The 17,776-nt window shown below is 65.8% G+C and carries 14 protein-coding genes; 6 read left to right on the forward strand and 8 right to left on the reverse strand.

Annotated features, from left to right (window positions below; genetic code table 11):
- Positions 1-5 precede the first annotated feature (5 nt).
- The 4 genes from ABE093_RS00665 to truB all read right to left on the reverse strand — a co-directional run bounded on the left by ABE093_RS00665 (position 6) and on the right by truB (position 6,109).
- Positions 6-2,303, reverse strand: coding sequence for a TonB-dependent receptor (locus ABE093_RS00665; RefSeq protein ID WP_430758940.1), 2,298 nt, complete (start codon positions 2,301-2,303; stop codon positions 6-8).
- Positions 2,304-2,519: 216 nt separating this feature from the next.
- On the reverse strand, positions 2,520-4,628 hold the full coding sequence (gene pnp, locus ABE093_RS00670; protein ID WP_430758941.1) for a polyribonucleotide nucleotidyltransferase: 2,109 nt from the start codon (positions 4,626-4,628) through the stop codon (positions 2,520-2,522).
- A 123-nt stretch (positions 4,629-4,751) separates the two neighbouring features.
- Positions 4,752-5,012, reverse strand: a complete 261-nt coding sequence (gene rpsO, locus ABE093_RS00675) for a 30S ribosomal protein S15 (RefSeq protein ID WP_430758942.1) — start codon at positions 5,010-5,012, stop codon at positions 4,752-4,754.
- 122 nt (positions 5,013-5,134) lie between these two features.
- Complete coding sequence (truB, locus tag ABE093_RS00680) at positions 5,135-6,109, reverse strand: tRNA pseudouridine(55) synthase TruB (RefSeq protein WP_430758943.1); 975 nt, start codon at positions 6,107-6,109, stop codon at positions 5,135-5,137.
- 50 nt (positions 6,110-6,159) lie between these two features.
- Here truB and ABE093_RS00685 point away from each other — a divergent pair, with 50 nt between their 5' ends.
- A complete protein-coding gene (locus ABE093_RS00685; RefSeq protein WP_430758944.1) occupies positions 6,160-6,591 on the forward strand; it encodes a nuclear transport factor 2 family protein in 432 nt (143 codons plus the stop codon).
- Here the strand turns inward: ABE093_RS00685 and rbfA are convergent.
- The 4 genes from rbfA to rimP all read right to left on the reverse strand — a co-directional run bounded on the left by rbfA (position 6,588) and on the right by rimP (position 11,790).
- Positions 6,588-6,962 carry a 30S ribosome-binding factor RbfA gene (gene rbfA, locus ABE093_RS00690; RefSeq protein ID WP_430758945.1) on the reverse strand — a complete coding sequence of 125 codons (375 nt, stop codon included), beginning with the start codon at positions 6,960-6,962 and terminating at the stop codon, positions 6,588-6,590. The genes ABE093_RS00685 and rbfA overlap by 4 nt on opposite strands.
- A 4-nt stretch (positions 6,963-6,966) precedes the next feature.
- Positions 6,967-9,618: a translation initiation factor IF-2 gene (infB, locus tag ABE093_RS00695; protein WP_430758946.1), complete on the reverse strand. Its 2,652-nt coding sequence runs from the start codon at positions 9,616-9,618 to the stop codon at positions 6,967-6,969.
- 104 nt (positions 9,619-9,722) lie between these two features.
- A complete protein-coding gene (gene nusA / locus ABE093_RS00700; RefSeq protein WP_430758947.1) occupies positions 9,723-11,204 on the reverse strand; it encodes a transcription termination factor NusA in 1,482 nt (493 codons plus the stop codon).
- Positions 11,197-11,790 carry a ribosome maturation factor RimP gene (gene rimP / locus ABE093_RS00705; protein ID WP_430758948.1) on the reverse strand — a complete coding sequence of 198 codons (594 nt, stop codon included), beginning with the start codon at positions 11,788-11,790 and terminating at the stop codon, positions 11,197-11,199. Before rimP ends, nusA begins: the two co-directional genes overlap by 8 nt.
- Positions 11,791-12,125: 335 nt before the next feature.
- Here rimP and zwf point away from each other — a divergent pair, with 335 nt between their 5' ends.
- Genes zwf through ABE093_RS00730 form a run of 5 tightly spaced genes read left to right on the forward strand, consistent with a single transcriptional unit; the run spans position 12,126 to position 17,770 of the window.
- Positions 12,126-13,598, forward strand: coding sequence for a glucose-6-phosphate dehydrogenase (gene zwf / locus ABE093_RS00710; protein ID WP_430758949.1), 1,473 nt, complete (start codon positions 12,126-12,128; stop codon positions 13,596-13,598).
- A complete protein-coding gene (locus ABE093_RS00715; protein ID WP_430758950.1) occupies positions 13,595-14,284 on the forward strand; it encodes a 6-phosphogluconolactonase in 690 nt (229 codons plus the stop codon). Before zwf ends, ABE093_RS00715 begins: the two co-directional genes overlap by 4 nt.
- Complete coding sequence (gene edd, locus ABE093_RS00720) at positions 14,284-16,116, forward strand: phosphogluconate dehydratase (RefSeq protein ID WP_430758951.1); 1,833 nt, start codon at positions 14,284-14,286, stop codon at positions 16,114-16,116. Before ABE093_RS00715 ends, edd begins: the two co-directional genes overlap by 1 nt.
- Positions 16,113-17,135, forward strand: coding sequence for a glucokinase (gene glk, locus ABE093_RS00725; RefSeq protein WP_430758952.1), 1,023 nt, complete (start codon positions 16,113-16,115; stop codon positions 17,133-17,135). Before edd ends, glk begins: the two co-directional genes overlap by 4 nt.
- Positions 17,132-17,770 carry a bifunctional 4-hydroxy-2-oxoglutarate aldolase/2-dehydro-3-deoxy-phosphogluconate aldolase gene (locus ABE093_RS00730; protein ID WP_430758953.1) on the forward strand — a complete coding sequence of 213 codons (639 nt, stop codon included), beginning with the start codon at positions 17,132-17,134 and terminating at the stop codon, positions 17,768-17,770. The genes glk and ABE093_RS00730 overlap by 4 nt, the downstream gene beginning before the upstream one ends.
- The last annotated feature ends 6 nt before the right edge of the window (positions 17,771-17,776 follow it).

The raw sequence follows: 17,776 nt of genomic DNA on the forward strand, positions 1-17,776 counted from the left end.
GGCCGTCAGAACTTCGCGGTCACGGTCAGCATGCCCTGGCGCGGGGCGCCGGCCTGCATGGTGGCGAAATAGCCGCCGACATCGCTGGCGGCGAAGCCGTTCGAACCGATGGTGCCGAAGTAGTGCTTGTTGGCCAGGTTGGTCACGTTGAGCGCCACGCGCAGGTCCTGCAGGAAGCCGGTCTTGCCGAAATCGTATCCTGCCGAGGCATTGAACAGCCAGTAGCTGGGCACCGAGCCGTCATTGAGGTAGGTGTAGTAGCGCTTGCCGGTGTAATTGGCGGCCAGATGCGCGTCCCAGCCGTTCATCGTCCACGCCAGTTCGCTGTTGAACAGCAGCTTGGGCGAATCCACCGTCGTCTTGCCCTTGACCGGGACCAGCGTGGTGCCGTTGAGGTAATCGTCGGCATAGGTCGACTTGTTGTACGACAGCGAGTTGTACCAGCGCAGGCCCTGCATCGGCTTGAGGATGAAGGTGGCTTCCGCACCGCGGCTGTTGGCCGCACCGACGTTGGCATAGGCCGACGGACAGCCCTGGATGCCAGACGAGCACTGCTGGATCGACAGCAGGCGGTTCTTGAACTTCACCGTGTACAGCGCGATCGAACCTTCGAAGAAATCGTCGCCATGGCGATACCCCGCCTCGATCGTCGACGACTCTTCCGGCTTCAACTTGCTGGCGAAGGCATCGAACGCGGCCTGGGTCGTCGCAAGCGGACCGTTGATGCCGGCCTGGAACGCGGCGATGTTCTGCGCGTACGAGGCGAACACTTCGTTGTGGTCGTCGAACTTGTAGCCGAAACCGAGCTGCGGCAGCGCGCCCTTGCTGGCGCGCAGGCGGCCGTTGGCATACGGACCCAGCACCGTGGTCGACGTCGTGGTGGTATGCGGGCTCTTCAGGCCGATGTCGAAGCGCATGCGGCCATCGAGCAGCGTGATGCTGTCCTGCAGGTAGAACATGCGCGTCTGCGTGGCATAGCGCTGGTAGAACTTGCGGATATCCGGATTGCGCAGGAAGTAGCTGTCATCCACCGGGCCGCTGATGAAGTAGAAATTGCGCTGCACGGTGTGATGACTGTCTTCGCCCCACACGCCTGCCTGCAACAGGTTGTTGCCCAGCGTCCACTCCAGTCCGGCGATCACGCCCGAGCGGTTGATGCCGTATTCGGTGGTGCGGATCGAGATCGGCACTTCCTGCGCGGTGCCCGGATACGACGCCTGGTACGGCGTGAACCAGTGGCCCTGGCCGCGGTTCTCGTGGTGGTAGGCGGTCGCCTTCAGGCGCACGCCCTCGGCCAGTGCGAAATCGCCGAACAGCGAGGTCACGCTGTCGTTGCGCAGGCCGCGACCGGCGTAATAGGCGTCATCGCAGGTATAGACATAGGTGGCGCCGCACTGCGTCTTCGCCGCGTCCACCGCCGCATTCCAGTTCGGCGCCCAGTTGTCCCAGTTCCAGCCGAGGCGCTTCAGCATGTCCCAGGACAGGTCCTGGTAGTCGGTTTCGTTGCGCTTCGAGGTGGTGAACAGCGCGCCGACCTTGCTGTCGCCGAAGTTGTAGACGGCCTTGCCGTTGAACTGGAACTGCTTCTGCTTGCCGTCGCCCTTCCACTTGTCGGCGCTGGCGGATTCGGCGGAGAGATACATCGCGAACCCGTGGTGGTCGCCGGTATCGAGGCGGCCATAGGTGCGGAACGTGCTGTCGCTTCCGACGGTCTGCGCGAGCGTCACGCCGTATTCCGGCGCCGGATCGCTGGAATGGAACTGCACGGTGCCGCCGAGGTTGCCGGTCGACGCCGTGCCCAGCGCGCCGATGCCCGAGGCCAGTTCGGCGCTACCGAGGTTTTCGGAGATCAACGCGCGGCTGATGTGCAGGCCGTTGTTGTTGCCGTAGCTCATGTCGCCCAGCGGAATGTCATCGAGCGTGAAGCCCAGGCGCGTCTGGTTGAAGCCGCGCAGGCTGATGCGCGTCGACCATTCGTAATTGCCGTAGCTGTCGGCCGATTCGAAGTGCACGCCCGGCAGTTTTTCCAGCACCTTCAGCGGGCTGGTGCCCGGCGGCAACGTCTTCATGTCCTTCGCGGTGATGCGCTGCACCTGGCGCGTTTCGCCACGACCGATCACCGAAATGGTGTCGAGGTCCTTGCTGGTCGTGGTGTTGCCCGGCTGCGTGTCGGCGGGACCGGGAGCGGCCTGCTGCGCGGACATGTCCTGCGCGGGCATTCCTTGTGCAAAGCTGGAACCCATCGCAGCAATGAGCGACAGCGCGAGCAGGCTGCGCGCGGGGAGACGTGCTGGGAAAGACATGCGGAACGATCCTTGAAATCGGAATGGAAGATGACGCGCCGCTTCGATACGCCGGCGGACGGCGCAGCTTGAGGATTTCCGATTTCAGTTCCGTGACGTTCTGCTTTCACATTGTTTGCATCGATCGATATACCGCAAGGAATTCGATCGATTCGCGCAAACAAAAAGCCGGCTTGCGCCGGCTCTTTGCTTTTTCGCGATGTGGCTGCGAACGGCTTACGCCGCCGGCGTGCCCTCGCCTTCTTCCACGGCCTTCATCGACAGGCGAATGCGGCCCTGCTTGTCGACTTCCAGCACCTTGACCTTGACGATGTCGCCTTCCTTCAACTTGTCGCCGACCTTCTCGACGCGCTCGTTGGAGATCTGCGAGACGTGCACCAGACCGTCCTTGCCCGGCAGGATGGTGACGAACGCACCGAAGTCCATGATCTTGGCGACCTTGCCTTCGTAGATGCGGCCCGGCTCGACGTCGCTGGTGATCTGTTCGATGCGTGCCTTCGCGGCAAGCGCGGCGGCATTGTTCACCGAAGCGATGGTGATGGTGCCGTCGTCCTGGATGTCGATCTGGGTGCCGGTTTCCTTGGTGATGCCCTGGATCGTCGCACCGCCCTTGCCGATCACTTCGCGGATCTTGTCCGGGTGGATCTTGATGGTCAGCAGGCGCGGCGCGTACTCGCTCAACTCTTCGCGCGGCGTGGTGATGGCGCTCGCCATCTCGCCGAGGATGTGCAGGCGGCCCTGCTTGGCCTGGGCCAGCGCAACCTTCATGATCTCTTCGGTGATGCCCTGGATCTTGATGTCCATCTGCAGCGCGGTGATGCCCTGCTCGGAACCGGCCACCTTGAAGTCCATGTCGCCGAGGTGATCTTCGTCACCGAGGATGTCGGACAGGACGACGAACTTGTCGTCTTCCTTCACCAGGCCCATCGCGATGCCCGCGACCGGACGCTTCACCGGTACGCCGGCATCCATCAGCGCCAGCGACGAACCGCAGACCGAAGCCATCGACGAGGAACCGTTCGACTCGGTGATTTCGGACACGACGCGCACCGTGTACGGGAACGCTTCGAGTGCCGGCATCATCGCCAGCACGCCGCGCTTGGCGAGGCGACCGTGGCCGATTTCGCGACGCTTGGGCGCGCCGAAGCGGCCGGTCTCGCCCACCGAGTACGGCGGGAAGTTGTAATGGAACAGGAAGTTTTCCTTCCACTCGCCGGCGACGTCGTCGATGATCTGGCCGTCGCGCGCGGTGCCCAGCGTGGTGATGACCAGCGCCTGGGTTTCGCCGCGGGTGAACAACGCCGAGCCGTGGACGCGCGGCAGCACGCCGACCTTGACGCTGATCGGACGGATATCGTCGAGCTTGCGGCCGTCGATGCGGATCTTGGTGTCGAGCACCGAACCACGCATGGTCTGGTATTCGAGCTCGCCGAATTCCTTCGACATGTCGCCGGCAGCCCAGCCTTCGGCTTCGGCGCGACCGGCCAATGCAGTCATCACGTCCTTCTTGATCGCGGCAATGGCGTCGCGACGCTGCAGCTTGTCACGCACCTGGAAGGCTTCGGCCAGCTGGCCGCCCACGGCTTCCTTCAGCGCGCCGATCATGGCTTCGTTCTTGGCCGGGGCTTCCCAGCTCGACGCCTTGGTGTTGGCTTCGACCACGAGCTCGTTGATGGCGTTGATCGCCTTCTGCAGTTCGCGATGGCCGGCCATCACGGCACCCAGCATCACGTCTTCGGACAGTTCCTTCGCTTCCGATTCCACCATCAGCACGGCGTTGGAGGTGCCGGCGACGACGAGTTCGAGTTCGGAATCCTTCAACTCGCTGACGGTCGGGTTGATCAGGTACTGGCCATTCTTGTAGCCGACCTTGGCGGCACCGATCGGGCCCTGGAACGGGCTGCCGCACAGCGCCAGCGCAGCGGACGCGCCGATCAGCGCGAGGATGTCGCCTTCCGCTTCCGGGTTGAGCGACATCAGGGTGGCGATGATCTGGACTTCGTTCTTGTAGTCCTCGGGGAACAGCGGGCGGATCGGACGATCGATCAGGCGGCTGATCAGCGTTTCCTTTTCGGTCGGACGGCCTTCGCGCTTGAAGAAGCCACCCGGGATCCGGCCACCCGCGTAGAACTTCTCCTGGTAGTCCACCGTCAGCGGGAAGAAGTCCTGGCCTTCGCGTGCCGACTTGGCGCAGACGGCAGTGGCGAGGACGACGGTGCCCTCGCAGGAGACCAGCACGGCGCCGCCGGCCTGGCGGGCGACTTCGCCGGTTTCGAGGGTGACGGTCCGGTTGCCGAACTGGAAGGATTTGCTGATCTTGGCCACGAGTGTTGGGATCCTGTCTGTGGTTCCGTGCGAACCCCTGTCCGCACGGTGGGGAGTGGTATTGCGAGGAATTGCGTGCTGCAAAACAAAACGCGGCCCGTTTCCGAGCCGCGTTGTCGAAGCTTAGCGGCGCAGGCCGAGCTTCTGGATCAGTGCCTTGTACCGCTCGGCATCCTTGCGATGCAGGTAGTCGAGCAGGCTGCGACGGCTGTTGACCATCTTGAGCAAGCCGCGACGGCTGTGATGGTCCTGCTTGTGGGCCTTGAAGTGCTCGGTGAGCAGTTCGATGCGGGCGGTCAGCAGTGCGATCTGCACTTCCGGCGAACCGGTGTCGTTGGCAGCGCGCTTGTTGTCTTCAATGATCTTGCTGGTGTCGATGGACATTTCTTTTTCCTGGGTAGATGCGGGACTGGCAGGAACGCCGCGAGAGTCGCCTCCCGGGTCGCACCGCTGGGTCCGCCGTAAACATGAATGCGCCGACACAGACCGTATCGGGCCGCAATATTCTAGCCGGCCTCGGCCTCGGGAACAACTTCCCGTCCCGGCACCGCCCAGGTGAACATGCGCCGGGCACGCAAACGACCCGACGGATCGACCTCGCCCAGGCCCAGCGCCTTGCCCCAGCCGTCCATGACGGCCACCTCGCCCAGCTGCTGGAACGGCCCGGCCACCGACTGGCCCTGCCCCAGCAATTTCGCCTGCGCCGGCGACAAATGGACCTGCGGCCACGAGGCCATGCCGGTCTCGATCGGCAGCAGGCAGGCGTCGAGGGCGCGCTCGCCGCGCTCGGCCAACTCTTCCAGCGCCTGCAGCGTCCACATCTTCGGTTCGCGGAAGGGATCGACCCACAGTCGCCGCAGCTCGGTCACGTGGGCGCCGCAGCCGAGCACCTCGCCAAGATCGCGCACCAGGCTGCGGATATAGGTCCCCGATCCGCATTCGACGTGCAGCCGCAGGTTCGGATGTTCGTCGAGCAGGTCGGCGGCGTTGAGGAGATCGAATGCGTGGACATCGACCGGACGCGGTTCCAGCTCGATGGTTTCGCCGCGGCGCGCCTTCGCGTACAACGGCTCGCCGCCGCGCTTGAGCGCGGAGTAGATCGGCGGGATCTGCTGGATGTGGCCGGTCAGGCCGCGCAACGCTTCATCCAGCGTGGGGATGTCGAATTGCGGCACGGGCCGTTCGCGCAGCGCCTGGCCTTCGGCGTCGTCGGTATCGGTGACGATGCCCATGCGCGCCACTGCTTCATACGCCTTGCGCGCGCCGAGCAGACCGCCGGCGATCTTCGTCGCCTCGCCGAAGCAGATCGGCAGGAGTCCGGTCGCCAGCGGATCGAGCGCGCCGGTATGCCCGGCCTTGTGCGCGCGGAACAGATGGCGCACGCGCTGCAGCACCTGGTTGGAACTCGGGCCACGCGGCTTGTCCAGCAACAGGATGCCGTCGACCTTGCGGAAGCGGCTGCGTGGACGCGGCGTCGTCATCGCGAGATTGTAGTCTGATGCACGCAATCCGCCAGACCAGGAGTCCCTGCATGTCCCTGCTTCCCTTCCTGCTGCTTGCACTCGCCGCTCCCGTTGCCGGACATGCCGATGATCCCCATGCAGCGCTGCCACCCGATCTGCGACAGGCCGTGGTCGAATACGACCGCGCCCAGGCGCAAGGCGACGTGGCCGCGCTGCAACGCCTGCTCGCCGACGATTACGTGTTGCAGAACAGCGCCGGCAAGGTCGATCACAAGGCCGATTTCCTTCGCGATGCCGCGACCACCACCTTCGATCCGTTCACCGTCGAAGACGAAACCCTGCGCGTCTGGCGCGATGGCGCCTTGCTGGCGGGCGTCGCCACCTTGCATGGCCACAGCGAAGGCAAGGAGTTCACCGTGCGGCTGCGCTTCGCCGATGTCTGGCGCAAGCGCGATGGACGCTGGCAGGTGGCCTTCAGCCAGGCCACGCGCGTGCCCTAGGACGCGTCGTCCTCTTCGCCGGCCGGCGGCAGGTCGCGCAGCAACTGCTCGATGCGCTCGCCGCGATCGACCGAATCGTCGTAGAGGAAATGCAGTTCCGGCACGTGGCGCAGCTTCATCGCATGCGCCAGCTGGAAGCGGATCTCGCGCGCCTGCTCCTGCAAGCCCTTGAGCGCTTCCTTGGCGCGCGACGGATCGAGCGCGGTGAAGAACACCTTGGCGTGGGCGAGATCACGCGTGACCTCGACGTCGGACACGCTGACCGACGGCAGGCCATGCTCGCGCACGGTGTTGTGCACGAGCGTGCCGAGATCGCGCCTCAGCTGGGCCGAGATGCGATCCGTGCGATGGAAGGATTTCTTCGTGGCCATGGGATTACAGCGTGCGCTGCACTTCCACGCGTTCGAAGCACTCGATCTTGTCGCCGGCACGCACCTGGTCGTAGCCCTTCACGCCGATACCGCATTCGGTGCCGTTCTTGACCTCGTCGACGTTCTCCTGGAAGCGACGCAGCGAGTCGAGTTCGCCCGAGAAGATGACGGTGTCGTCGCGCAGCACGCGAATCGGCTTGCCGCGACGGATGACGCCTTCCACCACCACCGAGCCGGCGATCGAGCCGAACTTGGAATGACGGAACACCTGCTGGACTTCGGCGGTGCCGATGATCTCTTCGCGGATTTCCTTGCCGAGCACGCCGGACGCGATCTGCTTCACCTGGTCGATCACGTCATAGATGATCGAGAAGTAACGCAGGTCGACGCCGTTGGAGTCGATGATCTTGCGCGCGGAGGCATCGGCGCGGACGTTGAAGCCGATCAACGCGGCCTTCGAGGTCGCCGCCAGCTGGGCATCGGATTCGGTGATGCCGCCAACGCCGGAACCGATCACGTTGATGCGGATCTGCTCGTTCGACAACCCGGTGAGCGCTTCGCGCAACGCTTCCATCGAACCGTGCACGTCGGCCTTCACCACCAGGTTCAGCACCTGCTGGGCAGCGCCCTGACCCATCTGCGCCATGACGTCTTCCATGCGGTTGCCGGCCTGCTTGATCAGGCGCGTCTCGCGACGCTTGGCTTCGCGCTGCTGCGCCACGTCCTTGGCCAGGCGTTCGTCGGCCACGACCACGAAGTCGTCGCCGGCGCTGGGCACGCCCGACAGGCCGAGCACCTGCACCGGAATCGACGGGCCCGCTTCCGCAACTTGCTGGCCGTTCTCGTTGAACAGCGCACGCACACGGCCGTACTGCACGCCGCACACCAGGTAATCGCCCTTGCGCAGGGTGCCGCGCTGGACCAGCACGGTCGCGACCGGACCGCGTCCCTTGTCGAGCGCGGATTCGATCACGATACCGGCGGCGCGGCCATCGGCAGGCGCCTTGAGTTCCAGCACTTCCGTCTGCAACAGGATGGCGTCGAGCAGATCGTCCACGCCCTGGCCGGTCTTGGCCGACAACTCCACCATCTGGGTGTCGCCGCCGAAATCTTCGGCCACCACTTCCTGCGCCAGCAGTTCGTTCTTGACGCGCATGGGATCGGCGTCGGACTTGTCGACCTTGTTGATGGCGACGATCAGCGGCACCTTGGCGGCGCGCGCGTGCTGCACCGCTTCGATGGTCTGCGGCATCACGCCGTCATCGGCGGCCACCACCAGCACCACGATGTCGGTGAGCTTGGCGCCACGGGCACGCATCGAGGTGAACGCGGCGTGGCCCGGGGTATCGAGGAAGCTGATCGTGCCCTTCGGCGTCTTCACGTGGTACGCGCCGATGTGCTGGGTGATGCCACCCGCTTCGCCGGTCGCGACCTTGGTGCGGCGGATGTAGTCGAGCAGCGAGGTCTTGCCGTGGTCGACGTGACCCATGATGGTGACCACCGGCGGACGCTGTTCGAGATCGCCCTGCTGCTCGGCGTCTTCCACCTGTGCCAGCAGTTCGGTTTCGGCATCGCTGTCGCTGGCGCGCACGGCCTTGTGGCCGAGTTCTTCGGTGACCAGCACCGCGGTGTCGTGATCGATCGACTGCGTCACCGTCGCCATCACGCCCATCTTGAACAACGCCTTGACCACGTCGCCGCCCTTGAGCGCGAGCTTCTGCGCGAGATCGGACACGGTGATGGCGTCGCCAACGGTGATTTCGCGGACGATCGGCGCGGTCGGACGCTGGAAGCCGTGCTCGCCGCCGCCGGTGCGCGACTGGTCGAGCGAACGCGACTGCTGGCGCGGCTTGTTGCGACCACCGGTCGTGGTGCGACGGGCGCGATCGGCGGCGCTGAGGTGCAACTTGCCGGCGAAGCGCGCGGCGTTGTCGTCGTCCTCGACACCGGCGACCATCGCGTGCGAACCGCGGCTCTTGTGCGCCTTGTTCGCATTGTTGCGATCGTCCGTGGCACCGGCGCGCGCGGGCTTGGGCGGCGCGTGGCCGTGGCCATGGGTCCCCGGCTTGGCGGCTGCGCGCGTCGGCTTGGTTTCCGATTCGACTTCGGCGGCCTGGGTCACGACAGCCTCTTCGGCGGCGCGACGCGCCTCCTCGGCGGCCTGGCGCGCTTCCTCTTCCTGACGCTTCTTGTCTTCGGCGCGCGCGCGGTCGGTTTCGGCCAGGCGCTGCTGTTCGTCGAGGTTGCGCTGCTTGGATTCCTCGAGCTTGCGCAGGATCTCGGCGCGCTCGTCGTCCACCGGACCCGCCGCGGCCGCTTCCGCAGCGGCGTTCGGCTTCAGCGTGACCTTCTTGCGCACGACGACGTCGACGGTCGCCTTGTTCTTGCCGCCGCCGACGGTGATTTCCTGCTTGCGGCTGCGACTCAAGGTGATCTTGCCCGAGCCTTCGCCCGCTGCGGCGGCGCCCGACGTCGCGCTCTCGCCGCGACCGTGGGTGCGGCGCAGGAATCCGAGCAGCTTGACCTTCTGCGCGCTCGTGACCTCCTGGTCGGCACTGTCGAACGGCATGCCGGCTTCCTTGAGCTGCTCGAGCAGCTTGTCGACCGGCGTGTTGACCAGTTCGGCTAGCTGGCGAATGGTGTTGTTCTGCGACATGCGGTTTCCGGTGTCTTTGCCTGCGTCGCCGGAGGGCGCCGCAGGCAGGGGGGAAGGATGTTACTCGCGAGCCGGCGCCGTGGCGCCAAACCCAGCACGGCCGATCACTCGAACCAGTGCTTGCGCGCCTCCATGATCAAGGCCGCCGCGCGTTCGGCGTCCATGTCCTCGATGTCGGTGATTTCGTCCACCGCCAGCTCGGCCAGGTCGTCGCGGGTGCGGGTGCCACGGCTGGCCAGGACGTAGGCGGTCGCCTCGTCCATGCCCGGCAGGGTCAGCAGGTCCTCGGCCGGACCCTCCTCGCCTTCCTCGGCGGCCAGCGCCTCGTTGATCAGTGCGTCGCGGGCGCGGGCGCGCAGTTCCTCGACGATGTCCTCGTCGAAGCCCTCGACCGCCAGCAGCTCGCCGACCGGCACGTAGGCGATTTCCTCGACGGTGGTGAAGCCTTCCTGGACCAGGATGCCGGCGATTTCCTCGTCGACTTCCAGCTTGTCCATGAAGGTCTGGCGCGCGGTGGCCTGCTCGGCCTCCGACTTCGCCTGCACCTGCTCGGCGGTCATCACGTTGAGCTGCCAGCCGGTCAGGCGGCTGGCGAGGCGCACGTTCTGGCCCCCGCGGCCGATCGCCTGGGCCAGCTTCTCTTCCGAGACGGCCAGGTCCATCGAGTGCTTGTCTTCATCAACGATGATCGACTGCACTTCCGCCGGCGCCATCGCGTTGATGACGAACTGGGCGACGTTGTCGCTCCACAGCACGATGTCGACGCGCTCGCCGTTGAGTTCGTTGGTCACCGCCTGCACGCGCGCACCGCGCATGCCGATGCAGGCGCCGATCGGATCGGTGCGGGTGTCGTGGGCCAGCACGGCGATCTTGGCGCGGTCGCCCGGATCGCGGGCGCAGGCCTTGATCTCCACCAGGCCCTGGCCGACTTCCGGCACTTCCAGGCGGAACAGTTCGATCATGAATTCCGGGGCGGCGCGGCTGACGAACAGCTGCGGGCCGCGCGGCTCGGTGCGGACGTCGTACAGATAACCGCGAACGCGGTCGCCGACGCGCAGGGCATCGCGCGGGATGCCCTTGTCCTTGGCGATGAAACCTTCGGCATTGCCGCCGAGGTCGACATAGATGTTGCCACGCTCGACGCGCTTGACGGTACCGGTGACCAGTTCGCCGACGCGATCCTTCCACGCATCCACCACCTGCTGGCGCTCGGCCTCGCGCACGCGCTGGACGATCACCTGCTTGGCGGCCTGCGCCGCGATGCGGCCGAAGTCCGGGTTCTCGATGTGCTCTTCGATGAAATCGCCCACTTCGGCGCCTTCGCTTTCGTCGACGGCGTCCATCAGGCGAATCTGGCGATCCGGCGATTCCATCACCACGTCGTCGGCCACCACTTCCCAGCGACGGAAGGTCTCGTAGCTGCCATCCTTGGGATTGATGGAGACGCGCACGGAGACGTCCTGCTCCGGATAGCGCTTCTTGGCGGCGGACGCCAGCGCGGCTTCGATCGCTTCGAGGATCGTTTCCGTCGGCACGCCCTTCTCGTTGGCCACCGCATCGACGACCAGCAGCAGTTCCTTACTCATTTTCGGCTCCACCCGTGGCGGATGCTTCTCCGCCGGTTGACGTTGTTGATTCTTGTTTGCCCTTCGCGGCCTTCTTGCCGCGACTGCCCGGCTTGGCAGCGCCGAACCCCATCGCGACCCAGTCGGGGGCGATGCGGGCTTTTTCGATATTGGAATGCGCGACCTCGAACGGACTGCCGTCGACGTCGAAACGGATCGTGTCGCCTTCGACCGCGACGATCCGGCCCTGCAGACGGCGGCGGCCGTCCTGCGGCAGCTTCAATCCGACCTTGGCGCTCTCGCCGATGAAGCGGGCGAACTGGGCCGCGGTGAACAGCGGGCGCTCGATGCCGGGGGACGACACTTCCAGCGTGTAATTGCCGGAGATCGGGTCCTCGACGTCGAGCACGGCCGACACCTCGCGGCTCATCTTCTCGCACTCGTCGATGCCGACCGAACGCTCGGACGCTTCCGCTTCCGCCACGTCGATGTACAGGCGCAGCAACGACCCGCCTGGCTGCGGCAGGTATTCGATGCCCAGCAGCTCGAGTCCGAGCGCATGCGCGGTCGGGGCGAGCAGATCCTGTAGCTGGTCGGTCTTGGTCATGCCTGTCTGAGCGATTCGAATGGGACGTGTCTGTGGCTGAAGCCCGGAAACAAAAAAAGGCCCGAGGGCCCTTGTCCGGTCTTGCGATGTCCGGTCTGGCGGGGAGGATTCCCTGCCAGGGCCCTGACGGCGCGGCGAACCGGCCATCGGGTCGTGCCCAGTGGTGTCCAGGCGACGAAGCGGTGAATGATAGCCGGAAGGGTGAAATCCGGCAAGTTTCGGCTCCCTGCCCGAATCCACCCGACAACGACCGCGAAATGGTTGCGAATGCAAACGATTGCGCAGGTGCAGCAAACGTCGCGAGCGGTTAGGCTCGACGTTCCCAGGAGACAACGATGTCCACCCCGAAGACCGCGCACCTGTTCACCCTGTTTGGCGCTACCGGCGACCTCGCCCTGCGCATGTTGTGGCCGTCGCTGTACAGCCTCGAAGCCGAAAACCTGCTGATTCCGCAACTCAAGCTTCTCGGCACCGCCCGCGCGAAATTGAGCCGGGAAGAATTCCTCGAACAGGTCGCCGGCGCGCTGGCCCAGCGCATCCCCAAGAACGAATTCAAGGCCGAGGTGCAGGACAAGCTGTTCGCGCGCATCGATTACCAGCCCGCCGACATCGACGACGACGTCACCATGACGGCGTTCTCGCAGAAGGTCGAGCAGCTGCGCGGCGACGGCGATGTCCTCTACCACCTCAGCACCGCACCGCGTTTCTACGTCGCGGCCTGCCAGGCATTGGCCAAGCATGGCGCCGTCGGCCCGTGGGCGCGCGTGATGCTGGAGAAGCCGATCGGCGAAGACTTCGCCAGCGCCGAAGCGATCAACGACGGCGTCGGCAAGATCTTCAATGAATCGCAGATCTATCGCGTCGACCACTACCTCGGCAAGGAAGGCGTGCAGAACCTGATCGCGCTGCGCTTCGGCAATTCGCTGTTCGAGCCGTTGTGGAACTCGCGCAACATCGAACAGGTGCAGATCACGGTTGCCGAAACCGTCGGCGTCGAAGGTCGCGCCGACTACTACGACCATTCCGGCGCGATGCGCGACATGGTGCAGAACCACTTGCTGCAACTGCTGGCGCTGGTGGCGATGGAGCCGCCGGCGCGCTTCGATCCGACCGCGGTGCGCAACGAGAAGATCAAGGTGCTGCGTTCGCTGCGGCGGATCCACGCCGACAACATCGAGCACGAAGCGGTTGCCGGCCAGTACACCGCCGGCGCCGTCGAAGGCGTCGCGGTGAAGGGCTATGCCGACGAACTCGGGCGTCCCAGCAAGACCGAAACCTTCGTCGCCCTGCGTGCCCACGTCGACAACTGGCGCTGGTCGGGCGTGCCGTTCTACCTGCGCACCGGCAAGCGCCTGCCCTCGCGCCAGACCGAAATCTACGTGCAGTTCAAGTCGGTGCCCTATTCGATCTTCGGCGGCGCCACTCGCCGCGACCTGCAGCCGAACGGCCTGCTGATCCTGTTGCAGCCGGAAGAACGCATCGAATTGCAGTTGATGAGCAAGACCCCGGGCCTCGACCGCAAGGGCATGCGCCTGAGCAAGGTCGGGCTCGACCTCGACTTCCACGAGGAGTTCGCCAACGCCCGTCGCCGCCTCGCCTACGAACGCCTTTACCTCGATGCGCTGGAAGGCATCGGCACGCTGTTCGTGCGCCGCGACGAAACCGAAGCCGCATGGGAATGGGTCGACAGCATCCTTTCGGCATGGCAGCAGTCGGGTGCGCCGCCGCGCCCGTATCCGGCCGGCACCTGGGGACCGAACGCGGCGATCTCGCTGATCGAGCGCCACGGCCACGAATGGCGCGAATGAACGCGATGGAGCTGCATCGCTATTCCGACACGGCGGCCATGTGCGATGCGCTGGCGTCGTTGCTTGCCGATATCTGCACCACATCGACTGCACCGGCCCTGGCGCTCGCCGGCGGCAAGACACCGCTGCCGATCTATCGCGCGCTGGCGCAGCGCTGGTCACGGAGCGGACAACGCGCGCGCATCGTCCCCACCGACGATCGCTGCGTCGCCCACGTACATCCAGCCAGCAACATCGCGGCATTGCGCGCAGCTTTCGGCGGCGGCGCCGACTGTCGCGCAATCACTGCCGCGGATGGCGGCGACGCAGCCTCGCTGGCGATCGCAAAAGACGTGCTGCGCGAATTCGACACCTTTGACGCCGTGCTGCTCGGCATGGGCGAGGACGGCCATTTCGCTTCGCTGTTTCCGGGCGCGGTCAATCTGCGGGACGGGTTGGCGATCGACGTACGCGACGACGCCATCCTCACCACGCCCGATCCGCTGCCGCCGGAAGCGCCATTCAGTCGCATCAGCCTGACCTTGCCGCGCCTGTTGCGCACGCGTTCTGCACATCTGTGCATCACCGGCGCGCGCAAACTCGACATCCTCGAACAGGCCGCTTCGCAAACATCGGACCTGCCCTACCCGGTCGCCGCCTTGTTGCGGCAGACCTCCGTGGCGGTCCACGTCCATTGGAGTCCGTAATGGCTTTGCATCCCGTCGTCGCCCGCGTCACCGAACGCATCGTCGAGCGCAGCCGCGCCAGCCGCGCCGAATACCTCGCACGCATCGATGCCGCCGCGCGCCGCGATCGCCCCAGCCGCGACGCACTGGCCTGCGGCAACCTCGCCCACGTCTTCGCCGCCGCCGGCCCGGACAAGGCGAATCTTCGCAATGGCGTCGGCGCCAGCATCGGCATCGTCACCGCCTACAACGACATGCTCTCGGCGCACCAGCCGATGGAGCAGTACCCGAGTCTGATCCGCATGGCCGCGCGCAATGCCGGCGCCAGCGCGCAAGTCGCGGGCGGCGTGCCGGCGATGTGCGACGGTGTGACCCAGGGCCGCGACGGCATGGAGCTGTCGCTGTTCTCGCGCGACGCCATCGCACTCGCCACCAGCGTTGCATTGTCGCACGACAGCTTCGATGCCGCGCTTTGCCTCGGCGTCTGCGACAAGATCGTGCCGGGCATGCTGATCGGCGCATTGGCCTTCGGTCACTTGCCGGTGATCTTCGTGCCGGCGGGACCGATGCCCTCCGGCATTCCCAACAAGCAGAAGGCCGCGGTACGCGAACGCTATGCCATCGGCGAAGCCACGCGCGAAGAATTGCTGGATGCCGAAGGCGCCTCGTATCACGCGCCGGGCACCTGCACCTTCTACGGCACCGCCAATTCCAACCAGATGCTGGTGGAAGTGATGGGCCTGCACATGCCGGGCAGCGCCTTCATTCCGCCCAATACGCCGTTGCGCGATGCCTTGACCGTTGCCGCCGCCGAACAGGTGCTGCGCATCACCGCACTCGGCGACGACTATCGCCCGATCGGCCACACCATCAACGAGAAGGCCATCGTCAACGCGCTGGTCGGGCTCGCCGCGACCGGCGGTTCGACCAACCACGCGATCCACCTGGTCGCGGTGGCGCAGGCAGCCGGCATCGTCATCGACTGGGACGATCTCGATGCGCTGTCGCGGGCCACGCCGCTGCTGGCGCGTGTCTATCCCAACGGTTCCGGCGACGTGAACCAGTTCCACGACGCCGGCGGACTTGGTTTCATCATCGAACAACTGCTCGATGCCGGGATGCTGCACGCGGACATCCTCTGCGTGCATGGCGGCAACATGCGCCAGCAGGCCATGCGTCCCGAACTGGATGGCACGACATTGAAATGGGCGGATGCACCGACGCAGTCGAGCGATCCATCGATCCTGCGCCCGCTCGCCGAAGCCTTCGACAAGGAAGGCGGACTGCGTCGCCTGCAAGGCAATCTCGGCCGCGCCGTGGTGAAGGTCTCGGCAGTCACGCCTGAACACCGCGGCATCGAAGCCCCGGCCAAGGTGTTCGAATCGCAGGATGCGCTGATCGCCGCGTTCAAGGCCGGCAAGCTTGAAGGCGACTTCATCGCGGTGGTGCGCGGACAAGGTCCACGCGCGATCGGCATGCCGGAACTGCACAAGCTGACACCGACATTGGCGGCACTGCAGGATCGCGGCCAACGCGTGGCCCTGCTCACCGACGGCCGCATGTCCGGCGCATCGGGCAAGGTGCTGGCAGCGATCCATCTCCATCCCGAAGCGGTGGAAGACGGCCCGATCGCGAAATTGCGCGATGGCGACCGCATCCGCATCGACAGCGAGACCGGCACGATCGACGCACTGGTGCCCGAAGCCGAGTGGAACGCGCGCACGGCGCAGCGTCCCGATGTTTCGAAGCACCACGCCGGCATGGGCCGCGAGCTGTTCGGGCTGATGCGCAACAACGTCGGCAATGCCGAAACCGGCGCATGCAGCCTCTTCGTCAAGGATGTGCAAGCATGAGCGGCGGCGAACGATTGGCATTGGTTGGCGACGTCGGCGGCACCAATGCGCGCTTCGCCCTGGTCGATCTCGACGCCGTCGACTGCACCTTGCAGCAGGCGCAGACGCTGCGCAACGATGACTTCGCCAGTCTGCAACACGCCATCGAGTCCTATCTGACCGCCGTCGGGCAACGACCGAAGCATGCCGCGATCGCCGTCGCCAGCCCGGTCAGCGCCGACGAGATCCGCCTGACCAATCGCGCATGGTCGTTCAGCCAGCGCGAGCTGCAGGCGTCGCTCGGCCTCGACGCACTGCACGTCATCAACGATTTCGGCGCGATCGCGTGGGCGATTCCGACGCTGAAGCCGCAGGATTACGTCCGCCTGTTCGGCCCGGACAACATCGACCACGGCCCGATCAGCGTGCTCGGCCCCGGAACCGGTCTCGGCGTTGCATTGCTGGTCGGCGATGCCGCGAAAGGTTGGAATGTCGTCGCCACCGAAGGCGGACACGTCAGCTTCGCGCCGGTCGGCGACGAGGAACGCATGATCGAACAGTGGATGACCGCGCGCCATGGCCGCACGTCCACCGAACGCGTGCTGTGCGGCAAAGGCATTTCCGAGATCGATGCGGTCTATCGCGGCGTGCCGGCGGTGGTCTCGAACGTCACGCTCGGCGTCGGGCCCGGGGAGTCGGGCCTGCACGGCAGCCTGCGGGATCCCGCCGACATCGTGGCCGCCGCGCTTGACGGCCACGACCTCGCCGCGCGCCAGACGCTCGCGCGCTTCTGCTCGGTGCTTGGCAGCGTGGCCGGCGACTGCGTGCTGATCCACGGCGCGCATTCGGTGGTCATCGCCGGCGGCATCGTGCCGCGTTTCATTCCGTTCCTGCGCAGCAGCGCGTTCCGCGAACGTTTCCTGATGAAGGGACGTTACGTCGCCTACCTCGAGCGCATCGACGTGCGCGTCATCGTCCATCCCAACCCCGGCCTGCTCGGTGCAGCCACGGCCATCCGAAGCTTCGAGAACAAGCAATGACGACCTCACTGACTCCCGACCAGGTGCTGCGCGCAGCGCCGATCATCCCCACCATCACCATCGACAACCTCGACGACGCAGTGCCATTCGCCCGCGCGTTGGTCGACGGCGGCTTGCGCGTGCTGGAAATCACCTTGCGCACGCCGGCGGCGATGGCCGCGATCACCAGGATTGCGCGCGAAGTCCCCGACGCGATCGTTGGCGCCGGCACCGTGCTGACGCCGGAACACTACGAGGCCGTGCGCGATTCCGGCGCGGTGTTCGCGATCTCGCCCGGTTCGTCACTGGAGCTGTTGCGGGCAAACGCCGTGGATTGCCCGTTAATCCCCGGCGTCGCCACCGCAAGCGAACTGATGCAGGGGCTGAACGCCGGCTTCACCCACTTCAAGTTCTTCCCGGCGGAAGCCAGCGGCGGCACGACGTGGTTGCGCGCGGTGCAAGGCCCGTTCGCCGAAGCGCGCTTCTGCCCGACCGGCGGCATCAGCGCCGACACCGCGCCCAATTACCTGGCGTTGCCGAACGTGCTGACGGTCGGCGGCTCGTGGATGATGCCGAAGGACGCCGTCGCCGCGCGCGACTGGGATCGCATTCGCCAGCTTGCCGCGCAGGCGGCGGCATTGCATCCGGCGAAGTAATCGCCG

Source organism: Solilutibacter silvestris (genome assembly GCF_050574925.1).
In the GTDB taxonomy this organism is placed as follows: Bacteria; Pseudomonadota; Gammaproteobacteria; order Xanthomonadales; family Xanthomonadaceae; genus Solilutibacter; species Solilutibacter silvestris_A.

Coding starts and splice junctions, on each gene's coding strand:
- rpsO (WP_430758942.1), bottom strand. CDS start 5,012: ATGTCCATCGACACCAGCAAGATCATTGAAGACAACAAGCGCGCTGCC.
- truB (WP_430758943.1), bottom strand. CDS start 6,109: ATGACGACGCCGCGTCCACGCAGCCGCTTCCGCAAGGTCGACGGCATC.
- edd (WP_430758951.1), top strand. CDS start 14,284: ATGGCTTTGCATCCCGTCGTCGCCCGCGTCACCGAACGCATCGTCGAG.
- rimP (WP_430758948.1), bottom strand. CDS start 11,790: ATGACCAAGACCGACCAGCTACAGGATCTGCTCGCCCCGACCGCGCAT.
- ABE093_RS00715 (WP_430758950.1), top strand. CDS start 13,595: ATGAACGCGATGGAGCTGCATCGCTATTCCGACACGGCGGCCATGTGC.
- zwf (WP_430758949.1), top strand. CDS start 12,126: ATGTCCACCCCGAAGACCGCGCACCTGTTCACCCTGTTTGGCGCTACC.
- nusA (WP_430758947.1), bottom strand. CDS start 11,204: ATGAGTAAGGAACTGCTGCTGGTCGTCGATGCGGTGGCCAACGAGAAG.
- ABE093_RS00730 (WP_430758953.1), top strand. CDS start 17,132: ATGACGACCTCACTGACTCCCGACCAGGTGCTGCGCGCAGCGCCGATC.
- glk (WP_430758952.1), top strand. CDS start 16,113: ATGAGCGGCGGCGAACGATTGGCATTGGTTGGCGACGTCGGCGGCACC.
- infB (WP_430758946.1), bottom strand. CDS start 9,618: ATGTCGCAGAACAACACCATTCGCCAGCTAGCCGAACTGGTCAACACG.
- ABE093_RS00665 (WP_430758940.1), bottom strand. CDS start 2,303: ATGTCTTTCCCAGCACGTCTCCCCGCGCGCAGCCTGCTCGCGCTGTCG.
- rbfA (WP_430758945.1), bottom strand. CDS start 6,962: ATGGCCACGAAGAAATCCTTCCATCGCACGGATCGCATCTCGGCCCAG.
- ABE093_RS00685 (WP_430758944.1), top strand. CDS start 6,160: ATGTCCCTGCTTCCCTTCCTGCTGCTTGCACTCGCCGCTCCCGTTGCC.